At 66.5% G+C, this 13,983-nt stretch carries 11 protein-coding genes; 4 read left to right on the top strand and 7 right to left on the bottom strand.

Annotation, left to right across the window (positions count from 1 at the left end; genetic code table 11):
* The first annotated feature begins 87 nt into the window (after nucleotides 1-87).
* Nucleotides 88-1,107, top strand: coding sequence for a Bug family tripartite tricarboxylate transporter substrate binding protein (locus HPA01S_RS05895; protein WP_066267796.1), 1,020 nt, complete (start codon nucleotides 88-90; stop codon nucleotides 1,105-1,107).
* Nucleotides 1,108-1,114: 7 nt separating this feature from the next.
* A complete protein-coding gene (locus HPA01S_RS05900; protein ID WP_066267798.1) occupies nucleotides 1,115-2,794 on the top strand; it encodes an FAD-dependent oxidoreductase in 1,680 nt (559 codons plus the stop codon).
* On the opposite strand, the gene HPA01S_RS05905 is transcribed toward HPA01S_RS05900, so the two are convergent.
* From HPA01S_RS05905 to urtA, 7 genes are all read right to left on the bottom strand, one after another.
* On the bottom strand, nucleotides 2,784-3,128 hold the full coding sequence (locus tag HPA01S_RS05905) for an FmdB family zinc ribbon protein (protein WP_066267800.1): 345 nt from the start codon (nucleotides 3,126-3,128) through the stop codon (nucleotides 2,784-2,786). The two genes, HPA01S_RS05900 and HPA01S_RS05905, sit on opposite strands and share 11 nt — an antisense overlap.
* 4 nt (nucleotides 3,129-3,132) lie before the next feature.
* On the bottom strand, nucleotides 3,133-4,359 hold the full coding sequence (gene fmdA, locus HPA01S_RS05910) for a formamidase (RefSeq protein ID WP_066267801.1): 1,227 nt from the start codon (nucleotides 4,357-4,359) through the stop codon (nucleotides 3,133-3,135).
* Nucleotides 4,360-4,396: 37 nt separating this feature from the next.
* Nucleotides 4,397-5,086 (bottom strand): urea ABC transporter ATP-binding subunit UrtE, encoded by a 690-nt coding sequence (urtE, locus tag HPA01S_RS05915; RefSeq protein ID WP_066267805.1) that lies wholly within the window; start codon nucleotides 5,084-5,086, stop codon nucleotides 4,397-4,399.
* A 10-nt stretch (nucleotides 5,087-5,096) separates the two neighbouring features.
* A complete protein-coding gene (urtD, locus tag HPA01S_RS05920; protein ID WP_066267978.1) occupies nucleotides 5,097-5,840 on the bottom strand; it encodes an urea ABC transporter ATP-binding protein UrtD in 744 nt (247 codons plus the stop codon).
* A gap of 19 nt (nucleotides 5,841-5,859) precedes the next feature.
* Complete coding sequence (gene urtC, locus HPA01S_RS05925) at nucleotides 5,860-7,068, bottom strand: urea ABC transporter permease subunit UrtC (protein ID WP_066267806.1); 1,209 nt, start codon at nucleotides 7,066-7,068, stop codon at nucleotides 5,860-5,862.
* A gap of 24 nt (nucleotides 7,069-7,092) precedes the next feature.
* A complete protein-coding gene (gene urtB / locus HPA01S_RS05930; RefSeq protein ID WP_066267980.1) occupies nucleotides 7,093-8,007 on the bottom strand; it encodes an urea ABC transporter permease subunit UrtB in 915 nt (304 codons plus the stop codon).
* 143 nt (nucleotides 8,008-8,150) lie between these two features.
* The gene (gene urtA, locus HPA01S_RS05935; RefSeq protein ID WP_066267807.1) at nucleotides 8,151-9,416 is read right to left on the bottom strand and encodes an urea ABC transporter substrate-binding protein; all 1,266 of its coding nucleotides are present in this window, start codon (nucleotides 9,414-9,416) and stop codon (nucleotides 8,151-8,153) included.
* A gap of 124 nt (nucleotides 9,417-9,540) precedes the next feature.
* Here urtA and HPA01S_RS05940 point away from each other — a divergent pair, with 124 nt between their 5' ends.
* Entirely contained in the window at nucleotides 9,541-12,990 is a 3,450-nt protein-coding gene (locus HPA01S_RS05940; protein WP_370670981.1) for a hybrid sensor histidine kinase/response regulator, read from the top strand.
* Nucleotides 12,974-13,933 (top strand): response regulator transcription factor, encoded by a 960-nt coding sequence (locus tag HPA01S_RS05945; protein WP_066267810.1) that lies wholly within the window; start codon nucleotides 12,974-12,976, stop codon nucleotides 13,931-13,933. Before HPA01S_RS05940 ends, HPA01S_RS05945 begins: the two co-directional genes overlap by 17 nt.
* Nucleotides 13,934-13,983 lie beyond the last annotated feature (50 nt).

The following is a 13,983-nucleotide window of genomic DNA, read 5'->3' on the forward strand; positions in this document are numbered from 1 at the left end:
TTGCTTCTGAATTTATTGATTTACGAATGAATCAAGCCAGCGTTCAATGCGAGCTTCCGGATACCACAACAAAAGGAGACAAGCACCATGAAGCCAACATCCACCACAGCGCACGCGCCCGGCGGGCTCAGCCGCCGCACCGCCCTGGCCGCCATGTCCATGGCCGGCCTGTCCGCCACGGGCCTGGCCCGCGGCCAGACGGCTTCCGACTACCCCAACAAGCCGATTCGCGTGGTGGTGACGTTTCCGCCCGGTGGCAGCGCCGACGCGGTCTTCCGCCTGCTGGTGCCCAGGCTGGGCGAAAAGCTCGGCCAGCCCGTGATCGTCGACAACCGGCCGGGTGCGGGCGGCAACGTCGGCATGTCGCTGGTGGCCAAGTCGCCCAACGACGGCTACACGCTGGGCCTGGGTGCCGCGGGGGCGCTGTCTGCCAACGTGAGCCTGTACGAGCAGATGCCCTTTGATGTCCAGCGCGATCTCAAGCCCGTGGCCATGCTGGCGGGCATTCCTTTCGTGCTCGTCGGGCACCCGTCGATGGAGCCGCGCACGCTGAAGGCCCTGATCGAACGCGCCAAGTCTGCGCCAGACAAGCTGTCTATCGCACACGGGGGCAACGGCACCGCCATGCACCTGTCGGCCGCGCTGTTCCAGCAGATGGCGGGCATCAAGCTGGTGGAGGTGGCGTATCGCGGCTCCGGCCCGGCAACGCTGGACACCCTCGGCGGGCAGGTGCCGCTCGCCATCGTCGATCTGCCGGCGTCCTTGCAACACATCCAGGCGGGCAGGCTGATCGCCTACGCCGCGACCGGCACCCAGCGGCTGCCCAGCCTGCCCGACGTGCCGACGATGGCCGAGGCCGGCGTGCCCGGCTACGACTCCACCGGCTGGTTCGGCATCGTGGCACCGGCCGGCACGCCAGACGCCATCGTCTCGCGGCTGAACGCCGAAATCAACGCCGGCCTGCGCGACGAGCAGACGCGCGCCACGATGCACACCATGGGCGTGGCCCCGGCGCCGGGCACGCCTGCGCAGTTCGCCAGCTACATCGCATCCGAAACCTCCAAGTGGGCCACGGTGATCCGCACCGCCCGCATCAAGCTCGACTGAACAACCGATGAACCAACAGACTTTGACCGCCGACGTGCTCATCGTGGGCGCAGGCCCGGTGGGCCTGACCCTCGCCATGGATCTCGCTTCGCGCGGCGTGCGCGTCGTAATCGCCGAAACCCGCCGCCGTGGCGAGCCCCCCAGCGTGAAGTGCAACCACGTGGCCGCCCGCACCATGGAGCAGTTCCGCCGCCTGGGCGTGGCGCAGAAGGTGCGCCAGGCTGGCCTGCCCGAGGACTACCCGAACGACGTGGTGTTCCGCACGTCCTTCACCGGCCAGGAGCTCACGCGCATTCCCATTCCCTGCCGGCGCGACCGCTACACCGCCGAAGGTGGCCCGGACACCTGGTGGCCCACGCCGGAGCCACCGCACCGGATCAACCAGATTTACCTGGAGCCGATCCTGCTGGAGCACGCGGCGGCCTTGCCCGGCGTGTCGCTGCACGACCGCACGCAGATCACCGGCTTCACGCAGGACGATGACGGCGTGGTCGCCACCGCCCTGGGCCTGGACGACGGCCACAGTTTCGACATCCGTTGCCGCTACATGGTGGGCTGCGACGGCGGCAGCTCGACCGTGCGCAAGAGCATGGGCGCGAAGCTCGAAGGCACGCCGGTGATCCAGCGCGTGCAGTCGACCTACATCCGCGCACCGGGTCTGCTTGAACGCGTGCCCGGCACGCCGGCCTGGTCGTGTTACGCGGTCAACCCGCGCCGCTGCGGCACGGTCTTCGCCATCGACGGGCAAGACCGCTGGCTGGTCCACAACCACCTCAACCCGCACGAGCCGGACTTCGAGTCGATCGACCGCGACCAGTCGATCCGGGAGATTCTCGGTGTCGGGCCCGACTTCGAATACGAAGTGATCAGCAAGGAAGACTGGGTGGGCCGACGCCTGGTGGCAGACCGGTTCCGGCAAGGCCGTGTCTTCCTCGCCGGCGACGCCGCTCACCTGTGGGTGCCCTATGCGGGTTACGGCATGAACGCCGGCATTGCCGACGCGGTCAACCTCGGCTGGCTGCTCGGCGCCTGCATCCAGGGCTGGGCCGACGAACAGGCGCTGGACGCGTACGAGCTCGAACGCCAGCCGATCACCGAACAGGTGTCGCACTTCGCCATGGACCACGCGCAGAAGATGATCCGCGCCCGCAGCGCCGTGCCGCCGGACATCGAGGCGCCCGGCCCCGATGGCGAGGCCTTGCGCGCCGCCATGGGACAGGAAGCCTACGAACTCAACGTGCAGCAGTTCTGCTGCGCGGGCCTGAACTTCGGCTACTTCTATGCGGACTCTCCGTTGATCGTGTCCGATGGCGAGGCGCCACCGCCTTACACCATGGGCAGCTTCACCGCGTCCACCGTGCCCGGCTGCCGCGCGCCCCACTTCTGGCTGGAGGACGGACGCTCGCTGTACGACGCCTTCGGCCCGGGCTACACGCTGTTGCGCAGCAACCGCGCGGTGGACATCGAGCCCCTGCTGCAGGCCGCGCGGCAAGCGGGCATGCCATTGGCCGTGATCGATGTGGCGGCCGCGCAGCTGCCCGAAGGCTACCGCCACCCGCTGGTGCTGTGCCGCGCCGACCAGCACGTGGTGTGGCGCGGCGAGCGCGTGCCCGAGGACGCCGGTGCGTTGGTCGCCCGCCTGTGCGGGCGCGCCCATGCGCTGGTGCCCGAGGCACTCAGTGGCTGATCATCCAGGGGCGCTTTGACGGGAAGGCCTTGGCCCCGTTCGGGGCCGTCACCGTGGCCTTGCTGCGCCCGGCGGTGCTGCAGCAGCCGCACCCGGCCGGGTGTTTGAGCCGCTGGTAGTCGCGCGACATCTTCGGTTCGTGCCGCGCGCGCTCGTTGATGCCGATGGCGGTGCGCGTGCCGCCGTCCATGAGCGCCAGGCGCGGCGCGCTCACGAACACGCGCGGCGAGGCGGTGCCGCAGTCCGGGCAACAGGCCGGTTCGTTGCGTTCGCTCAAGGGACGGAACGCATCGAAGCCACCGCAGGCCGGGCAGTCGTAGTCGTAGGTGGGCATGGCGTCAGAGGTCTGGCGACAGGGGCATCACCACCGAACCATCGAGGTGCTTGATCGGCCCGTTCGCGTTCGGGTTGATGTCGAACTCGAAGATCTGCGTCGGCAGCCACAGCGTGGCGCAGGCATTGGGCACGTCCACCACACCGCTGATGTGGCCCTGCACCGGCGCGGTGCCGAGGATGGAGTAGGCCTGCGCGCCCGAGTAACCGAACTTCTTCAGGTACTCGATGGCGTTCAGGCAGGCCTGGCGGTAGGCCACGTTCACGTCCAGGTAGTACTGCTTGCCGCTTTCGTCGACGCTGATGCCTTCGAAGATCACGTAGTCGTTGTAGGTCGGCACGATCGGGCTGGGCTTGAAGATCGGGTTCTTGATGCCGTACTTGGCCATGCCGTCCTTGATGATCGACACCTTCATGTGCACCCAGCCGGCCATTTCGATGGCGCCGCAGAAGGTGATCTCGCCGTCACCCTGGCTGAAGTGCAGGTCGCCCACGCTCAGGCCCGCGCCTTCCACGTACACCGGGAAGAAGACTTTGGAGCCGCGCGAGAGGTCCTTGATGTCGCAATTGCCACCGTGTTCGCGCGGGGGCACGGTGCGCGCGCCGGTGGCCGCCGCCTTGGCCTTGGCGTCGCCGGTGAGCTTGCCCATGTGCGCGGTGCCGGCAAAGGGCGGGTTGGCCAGGCCGCTGGTGGCCGGGTCGGAATCGATCAGCGCCTGCTCGCGCGTGTTCCAGGTCTCCAGCATCTTCGGGTCGGGCAGGCAACCGATGAGGCCGGGGTGGATCAGGCCGGCGTACTTCACACCGGGCACGTGGCGCGAGGTGGTGAACATGCCATGGAAGTCCCAGATCGACTTCTGCGCCTGCGGGAAATGCTCGGTGAGGAAGCCACCACCGTTCTTCTTGCTGAAGAAACCGTTGAAGCCCCAGAGGCTGTCGTCCTTGGCACCGATGTCGAGCAGCTCGACCACCAGCAGGTCACCCGGCTGCGCGCCCTTCACGCCCACCGGGCCGCTGAGATAGTGCACCGTGGTCAGGTCGATGTCGCGCACGTCGTCCGCGCTGTCGTTGTTCTGGATGAAACCACCGGTCCAGTCGTAGGTCTCCAGCACGAAGTCGTCGCCGGGGTTGACCCAGCAGGCCATGGGAATGTCCGGGTGCCAGCGGTTGTGCACCATCTCGTTGGAAGGTGCGGGTTGGTTCAGATCGACTTTGATGAGGGTTTCAGGCATGGCTTGTGCTCCTTGGGTGGGCGGAAAAAAAAGGGAATCAGACGGAGAGGTAGGACTTGATGCGCTGCTGGTCGGTGTCGGCGCGGTCGGTCTCGTGCACCAGGCGGCCGCCTTCGATGACGAACAGGCGGTCGGCCACGTCCATGGCGAACGAGAGCACCTGCTCGGAGACCACGATGGTGATCTTTCGCATCTTGCGGATCTCGTTGAGCGCCTTGGCGATGTCCTTGATGATCGAGGGCTGGATGCCTTCGGTGGGCTCGTCGAGCAGCAGCACCTTGGGGTCGGTGACGAGCGCGCGCGCGATGGCCAGCTGCTGTTGCTGGCCGCCCGAGAGGTTGCCGCCCTTGCGCCGGCGCATCTCCCACAGCACGGGGAACAGCGCGTAGATCTCTTCGGGCACCACCTTGTACTTCGCGTTCTCCAGGCCGGTCTGGATGTTCTCTTCCACGGTGAGCGTGGGAAAGATCATGCGGCCCTGCGGCACATAGGCAATGCCCTTGGCCACGCGCTGGTAGCTCTCGAGCTTCGTCACGTCCTGCCCGGCCACCGAGATGTGGCCGCTCTTGGCAGGCAACACACCCATGAGGCTCTTGAACAGCGTGGTCTTGCCCATGCCGTTGCGGCCCATGATGGCCACCGCCTCGTTCTCGCGCGCCTCGAACGAGATGCCATGCAGCGCCTGGCTCTGGCCATAGGCGACGACAAGGTCCTTGACTTTCAGCATGGTGGTTCCTTCAATGGCCGAGGTACACGTCGATGACCTTGGGGTCGGCCTGCACCTGGTCCATCGGCCCTTCGGCCAGGATCTTTCCCTGGTGCATGACGGTGACCTTGTGCGCGATCTTCTTGACGAAGTCCATGTCGTGCTCGATCACGATCACGGCGCGGTTCTGGCAGATGCGGTGCAGCAGCTCGGCGGTGAGGTCGCGCTCCTTGGCGCTCATGCCGGCAATGGGTTCGTCGAGCATCAGCAGCTCGGGCTCCTGCATCAGCAGCATGCCGATCTCCAGCCACTGCTTCTGGCCGTGCGAGAGCAAGCCGGCCTCGGTGTCGAGCTTGTCGGCCAGGCCGATGTCTTCGGCCACGGCCTTCACGCGCGCCTGGATCTCCTCGGTGGCGGTGAAGGCCAGCGCGCCCCACACCGAGCGGCCCGCCGGGAACGACACCTCCAGGTTCTGCAGCACCGAGAGGTTCTCGTAGATCGACGGTGTCTGGAACTTGCGGCCGATGCCCTTGCGCACCCGCTTGTGCTCGGGCACCTTGATGATTTCCTCGTTCTTGAACTTGATGCTGCCGCCGCTGGCCTTGGTCTTGCCGCAGATCAGGTCCAGCAGCGTGGTCTTGCCCGCGCCGTTGGGGCCGATGATCACGCGCAGCTCGTTCTTGTCGACGTAGAGGGTGAGGTTGTCGATGGCCTTGAAGCCGTCGAAGGAGACGCTGAGGTCTTCCACGGAGAGGGCGAAGTCGGTGTTGCTCATGATGGTGTTCTCCCCGTGGTCACACGCCCTGGCCGCGGGTGCCATCGGGCAGCGTCACGTCCACCGCAGGCGGGTTGCTCTTCGCCATTGGGGCGTGTGGGGGTGGCGAGGGCGGCTGGGGCCGGGCGGCAGACGCTTCGCGCAGCGCGGCCTGACGCGACTTCCACCACGGCACGATCCTGCTTTCCCACAGGCCGGCCAGTCCCATCGGGAAGGCCATGGTCACGCCGATGAACAGCGCGGCCATGAGGAACAGCCAGGCGTCCGGGAAGCTCTCGGAGAAGAAGGTCTTGCCGGCGTTGACCAGCAGCGCGCCATACACCGCACCCACCAGGCTCATGCGTCCGCCCACGGCGGCGTAGATCACCATCTCGATCGAAGGCACGATGCCCACGAAGCTCGGCGACATGAAGCCCACCTGCAGCGTGAACATGGCGCCACCGATGCCCGACAGCGCAGCCGCGAGACAAAACACGAAGATGCGGAAGTCGGCCACGTCGTAGCCCGAGAAGCGCACGCGGTCTTCCTTGTCGCGCATGGCCAGCAGCAGCGTACCGAGCTTGCTGGTCTGCACCCAACGGCACAGCACGATGGACAGCACCAGCAGACCGACGCAGACGTAATACAGGATGTATTTGGCGCTGTCGGTTCGCGTGTCCCAGCCCATCAGGGTCTTGAGGTCGGTCATGCCGTTCACGCCGCCGGTATAGCCCTGCTGGCCGATGATGAGCACGGTGAGGATGAGTGCCACGGCCTGCGTGATGATGGCGAAATACACGCCGCCCACGCGGCGCTTGAACATGGCGAAGCTGATGATCCAGGCCAGCAGCATCGGCACCACGATGACGGCGGCCAGCGCGAAGGGAAAGCTCTTGAACGGCACCCAGAAGCCGGGCAGCTCGGTGATCTGGTTCCAGTCCATGAAGTCCGGAATGCCGGGGGTGGACTGGATCTTGGTGCTCTCGGGGTCCGAGGCCTCCAGCTTCAGGAACATCGCCATGGCGTAACCGCCCAGGCCGAAGAACACGCCCTGCCCCAGGCTGAGCACGCCACCGTAGCCCCAGAGCATCACCAGGCCGATGGCGACGAAGGCGTAGGTGAGGTACTTGCCGACCAGGTTGAGGCGGAAGATGTCGAGGCTGAGCGGCAGCACCACCGCCAGCAGCAGCGTGAGCAGCACCAGGCTGGCGAGCTGGTAGCGGTTGATCCAGGCTTTCAGGGCGTTCATGAACGTACTCCGGGTGCAAAAAAATCAGCGACGGACTTTGCTGGCGAACAAGCCTTGGGGGCGGAACATCAGGATCACCACGATCAGCGAGAGCGTGAGCATCTTGGCCATGGAGCCGGCCATGAAGAACTCGGAGATCGACTGCGTCTGGGCGATGCCGAAGGCCGAGACCACGGTGCCCAGCAGGCTGGCCGCACCGCCGAAGGTGACGACCAGGAAGGCGTCAACGATGTAGAGCGAACCCGAGGTCGGGCCGGTGGAGCCGATGGTGGTGAAGGCCGCACCGGCCACGCCGGCGATGCCGCAACCCATGGCGAAGGTCAGGCGGTCGGTCTTCTTCGTGTCGATGCCGATGGCATTGGCCATCACGCGGTTGCTCACCGTGGCGCGCACCCGCAGGCCCCAGCGGCTCTTGTGCAGCGCGATCAGCACGCCGGCCGTGACCACTGCGGCGAGTGCGAGCACGAACATGCCGTTGATGGGAATGTCCAGCCCTTCGGCCGGTGCCCACGAACCCAGCAGCCAGTCGGGCAGCGTGGGGCTCACTTCCTTCGGCCCGATGAAGGTGCGGAAGCACTGTTGCAGCGCCAGGCTGATGCCCCAGGTGGCCAGCAGCGTGTCCAGCGGGCGCTTGTAGAGGTGGCGGATCAGCGCCCACTCCACCAGCCAGCCCGCGATGAAGGCGAAGAGAAAAGCGGCCAGGATGGCGAACGGAAAGTACGCCGCCACCGCGCCGGGGCTGATGGCGTTGGCCAATGTCGAGCCCAGAAAGACGGTGTAGGCACCGATGGTCATGAACTCGCCGTGCGCCATGTTGATCACGCCCATCTGCCCGAAGATGATGGCCAGCCCCAGGCCCATGAGCAGCAGCACCGCAAACAGGCTGAGGCCGGCGAAGCCCTGCATCAGGCCGATGTTGAGCAAGTCGTTGAAACTCATGTCCATGAGGACTCTCCAGGCAAAAGAAAAGGCAACGAGAGCAGAAGCTCAAGTCCAGGATGCGGCGGATCCGGGTTTCCCGGTCCGCACGCATCGCCCCCTTGAGGGGGTCACGGCGCTGCTGCGCCGTGGCGGGAGTGGGCTTACTGATAACCCTTGGGAAACGGATCGGGTTTGATCAGGTCCGGCGACTCGGAGACCACCTTGAAGGTCGCGTCCGGCATGCCCATGGCGATGCGCGACTTGCTCCACAGGTGGTGGTTGGCATCGATCTTCACGTAGCCTTCCGGCGCGGTCTTGAGCTCGATGCCGGGCGAAGCGGCCACGACCTTGGCCACGTCGAAGCTCTTGGCTTTTTCCACCGCGGCCTTCCACAGCCAGGGGCCGAGGTAGGCGGCCTGGGTCACGTCGCCGATCACCGCGTCCTTGCCGAATTTGGCCTTGAAGGCGGCCACGAATTTCTTGTTGTTCTCGTTGTCGAGCGTCTGGAAGTACTTCATCGACGAGTAGAAGCCGGCGAAGTTTTCACCGCCCACGCCGGTCATTTCGTCCTCGGTCACCGACAGCGTCACCAGCAGCTGCTTGTCGCCGGTGATGCCGGCCGCCTTGAGCGCCTTGTAGAAGGCCACGTTGGAGCCACCGACCACGGCGCAGAAGATGCAGTCGGGCTTTTGCAGCTTGATCTTGTTCATCAGCGAGCCGAAGTTGGTGCTGCCCAGCGGGTAGTACTCCTCGCCGACGACCTTGCCCTTCTGGAAATTCTCGATGTGCTTGCGCGCGATCTTCATCGAGGTGCGCGGCCAGATGTAGTCGGAGCCGATCAGGAAGAAGGTCTTGGCCTTCTTCTCTTTCTGCGCCCAGTCCAGGCTGTACAGAATCTGCTGCGTGGCTTCCTGGCCGGTGTAGATCACGTTCTTGGACTGCTCCAGGCCTTCGTAGAAGGTGGGGTAGTACAGCAGGCCGTTTTCCTTCTCGAACACCGGCAGCACGGCCTTGCGCGAGGCCGAGGTCCAGCAGCCGAAGACGGCGGCGCAGCGGTCGTTGATGAGCAGCTTCTTGGACTTCTCGGCGAAGTTGGGCCAATCGGAGGCGCCGTCTTCCTTGATGACCTTGATCTTGCGGCCCAGGATGCCGCCCATGGCGTTGATCTCGTCGATGGCGAGCTGCTCGGCCTGGATCGAACCGGTTTCCGAGATCGCCATGGTGCCGGTGGACGAGTGCAGGATGCCGACCGTGACCTCGGTGTCGGTCACCGCCAGCTTGGTGGTGTTCACCGAGGCGGTGGGCTGGCCAAAGCTCCAGGCCGGCAGGCCGGCCAGGCCGGCGGCGCCCAGCATCTGCAGCACACGGCGGCGGCTGGCTTCGGGCGTTTCGAGGGAGACGGCGTGGGGTTCGGAGAGGTGCTTCATGAGGGGCTCCAGGACGTTGTGGACTGTGAGACCGGCGGGCTGCCGACTGGGGTTGAAGACTAGGGAAAGCCCCTGCATCAGCCCATACGTCAAATAACGTAGAGAGCCCGTCTGGCGAGCGGGGATGGTTCTTGCTAGCGTGCTGGGCATGCCCTCACCCGAGCCCGCCAAACCCGTTGCCACGCAGAAAATCTTTCGCTTCCGGCGCGAGTACAACTCCTGGGTGGCCGACGAAACCATGGAGGACTACGCCCTGCGCTACACCCCGCGCAGCTTCCGGAAATGGAGCGAGTGGCGGGTGGCCAACACCGCGTTCGGCTCGCTGTCCTTCCTGGCGCTGGAAGCCATCGGTGGCGCCATCGCCGTCAACTACGGCTTCACCAACGCCATGTGGGCGATCCTGGTGGTGGGCCTGATCATCTTCTTCACCAGCCTGCCGATTGCCTACTACGCCGCGCGCTACGGGCTGGACATGGACCTGCTCACCCGCGGCGCGGGCTTCGGTTACCTGGGCTCGACCATCACCTCGTTGATCTACGCGGTGTTCACCTTCATCTTCTTCGCCATCGAGGCGGTCATCATGGCGCTCGCGCTGGAGATGGCGACCGGCTGGCCCCTGCCCTGGTGTTACCTGGTCTCGGCGCTGGTGATCGTGCCGCTGGCCATCCGCGGCATCACGCTGATCTCGCGCCTGCAGGCCTGGACGCAGCCGCTCTATCTGTTCCTGCTGCTGTTGCCCTTCGTGTGGATCGCGCTCTCGCAGCCCCAGCTGTACCGCGACTTCACCAGCCTCACCGGCATCCGCTCGGGCAGCAACAGCTTCCAGCCGCTGATGTTCGGCGCCGCCGCGGCGGTGATCTTTTCGCTCGTGGTGCAGATCGGCGAGCAGGTGGACTTTCTGCGCTTCATGCCCGAGCGCACGAAGCAGAACCGCGCGCGCTGGTGGATGGCGGTGCTGATTCCGGGGCCGGGCTGGATCGTCATGGGCATGCTCAAGATGGTGGGCGGCGCCTTCCTCGCGTTTGCCGCCATGCAGTTCGAGGTCAACCCCGAACGCACCTCGGAGCCGACGCAGATGTTCCTGGCCGGCTTCACCGAGGCGGTGGGCCACCCCGGCCTGGCGGTGGTGATGACGGTGGTGTTCGTGGTGCTGGCACAGATCAAGATCAACGTCACCAATGCCTATGCCGGCTCGCTGGCTTGGAGCAACTTCTTCGCCCGCGTCACGCACAGCCACCCCGGCCGCGTGGTCTGGCTGGTGTTCAACGTCTGCATCGCCACGCTGCTCATGCTGCTGGGCGTGTTCGCCGGCCTGGAGAAGGTGCTGGGTGTCTACAGCAACGTGGCGATTGCCTGGGTCGGCGCGCTGGTGGCCGACCTCATCATCAACAAGCCGCTGGGCCTGAGCCCCAAGGGCATCGAGTTCCGTCGCGCCTACCTGTACGACTTCAACCCGGTCGGCATGGGCTCGATGCTGATCGCCGCGCTGGTCGCCAGCCTCGCCTACACGGGTGTCATGGGCGAATACGCCGCAGCGTTCTCGCCCTTCATCGCACTCGGCCTGGCGCTGCTGCTGTCGCCGCTGATCGCCTGGGCCACCCAGGGCCGCTACTACCTGGCGCGCCAGCCGTCGAGCGACTGGGCACCCGGCGAAGTGGTGCGCTGCGCGGTGTGCGAGAACCGGTTCGAAGCCGACGACATGGCGAGCTGCCCGGCCTACAGCGCACCCATCTGCTCGCTCTGCTGCTCGCTCGAATCGCGCTGCCACGACCGCTGCAAGAGCAACTCGCGCGCCATCGACCAGCTGCGCGGCGCGCTCACCGCCGTGCTGCCGCAGGGCATGGTGGTGCGCGTCAACTTCCGTGCCGGGCAGTTCCTCGCGGTCTGGCTGTCGCTGAGCGCGGTCATGGCCTTCCTGATCGGCATGGTGTATGTGCAGGAGAGCCTGCACGCGCCGGCCGAGGCGCTGCAGTCGCCACTTCTCAAGATCTACGCCTTCCTGGTGCTGCTGGCCGCGGTGTGTGCCTGGTGGGTGGTTCTGACCACCGACAGCCGGCGCATGGCGCAGGACGAGTCCGAACGGCAAACCCAGTTGCTGACGCAGGAGATCGACGCCCACCGCCGCACCGATGCCGAACTGCAGTCCGCCCGCGACCGGGCCGAGGCCGCGAGCCAGGCCAAGACGCGTTATGTGGCCGGCATGACGCACGAGCTGCGCACGCCACTCACCAGCATCCTGGGCTATGCACAAATCCTGCTGAAGAACCACGACCTCTCGGTCTGGGTGCGCGAGACCATCGCCACCATGCAACGCAGCGGGCAGCACATGCACGCGCTGATCGACGGCTCGCTCGACCTTGCCCGCATCGAGGCCGGCCGCCTGAAGCTGGACCCGGTGCCACTGCCGCTGGCCCAGTTGCTGGAAGACGTGGGGCGCATGGTGCGCCCGCAGGCCGAGGCGAAGGGCCTGCGCTTCGTGGTGCTGCAGGAAGGTGAACTGCCGGCCTGGGTGCGCGCCGACGCCAAGCGGTTGCGGCAGATCCTCATCAACCTGCTGAGCAACGCGGTGCGCTTCACCGACGAGGGCCAGATCACGCTGCGGCTGGACTTCCGCCAGCAAGTGGCCCGCATCGACGTGGTGGACACCGGCATCGGCATCGCGCCGCGCGACCAGCAGCGCATCTTCCTGCCGTTCGAGCGAGGCAGCGCGGGCCGGCGTGCGCTGGACAGCGGCACCGGTCTGGGCCTGACCATCACCCACCTGCTGACCGACATGATGGGCGGCGAGCTGCTGCTCAAGAGCCGGCCCGGCCACGGCAGCACCTTCTCGCTGCGGCTGTACCTGCCACCCATTCCGTCCGACCCCAAGCATCCGCTGCCGATCCCCTCCACCCTGCGCGCGATCACCGGCTACCTCGGTCCGCGCCGCACCCTGCTGGTGGTGGACGACCAGCCTCTGCACCGCCAGCTGCTGGCCAGCATCCTGGTGCCGCTGGGTTTCGTGGTGCGCGAAGCGGCCAGCGGCCAGGAGTGCCTGGAGATCATCGAACAGCACGCGCCCGACGGCCTGCTGCTCGACCTGACCATGGACGGCCTGGACGGCTGGCAGACCGCCGCCGCAGTGCGCAAGCTGCTGCCACCCGAGCGCCTGCCCATCGTGTTCGTCTCGGCCAACCTGTTCGACAACCGGCCCGAACAACTCACCGCGCTGGACTGCCAGGCCTTCGTCGCCAAGCCCATCACCGAGTCCGAGCTGCTCGACGCGCTGCGGTTCGCGCTGGCACTCGAATGGGTGACCGAGCAGGCGCCGGCCGCCACACCGGTGCAAGTGGCGCGCCACCGCATCACCGGCCAACCCCTGCCCGACGACCTGCGCGAAGAGCTGCAACGCCTGGCGCGCCAGGGCCAGGCCGCCGCGCTGCGCCAACGCCTGCGGCAGGCCCAGACCACCTACCCCGCGCACGCCGCCACGCTGGTGCTGCTGCAGTCGTGCGCCGACCGCTTCGACTTTCAGACCCTGATCGAATACCTCAGAGACACCGCGGAGTTGACCGACGATGACATCGAGCATTGAACCTGTTTCCCCTCCGTCGCCACCACCGGCGAGCCAACCGGTGATCCTGGTGGTGGATGACGCGGTGGACACCCTGCGCATGCTGGGCGACGCGCTGGTGGCCGAAGGCTATGTGGTGCTGGCCGCGCGCGATGCCGACGAAGCACTGGAGCGCTTCGAAGTCGCGGTGCCCGACGGCGTGCTGCTCGACGCGGTGATGCCCGGCATGGACGGTTTCGCCTTCTGCGAAAAGATCAAGGCCACACCGGCCTGGTCGCACGTGCCCATCGTCTTCATGACCGGCCTGTCGGAAAGCGAGCAGATCCTGCGCGGCTTTGCCTGCGGCGGCGTGGACTATGTGGTGAAGCCGCTGCGCATTCCCGAGGTGATGGCGCGACTGGCCACCCATGTGCGCAACGCGCGCGTGGCGCGCCTGGCGCAGGAAGCGGTGGACGTGGCCGGCATGGGCACCGTGGTGCTGGACACCCAGGGCCGCATGGCCTGGCGCTCACCGCAGGCCACCGCCTGGCTGGAACTGGCCTTCGGCAACGGCGCCGACGCCGGCCAGCGCAGCCGCGAATGGCTGGGCGCCGCGGTCTTGCACAACGAAACCACCCGCGACCTCGGCGGGCGCCAGGGCCGCCTGCTGGCACGCCACATGGGCCAGGGCAACCTGGGCGAATCCATGCTGCTGCTGACCCTGACGCCAGCCGACAGCGCCAGCGCCAGCGCCAGCGCCGCCGGGTCGAGCGCCCAACGCCTGCGCGAGATCGCCCTGACGCCGCGCGAAACCGAAGTGCTGTCCTGGCTGGCCAAAGGCAAAACCAACCGCGACATCGCCGACATCCTGGGCATGAGCCACCGCACGGTGAACAAGCACCTGGAGCATGTGTTCGAAAAGCTGGGGGTGGAAACGCGATCTGCGGCGGCGGCGATTGCAGGAAAGTTGTTGCCGCAGGATTGAACGCAGCAGGGGCCCACACAGGCAGGCGCTGGCGAGTCGGTTTGACGGGG

It is taken from the genome of Hydrogenophaga palleronii NBRC 102513 (genome assembly GCF_001571225.1).
In the GTDB taxonomy this organism is placed as follows: Bacteria; Pseudomonadota; Gammaproteobacteria; order Burkholderiales; family Burkholderiaceae_C; genus Hydrogenophaga; species Hydrogenophaga palleronii.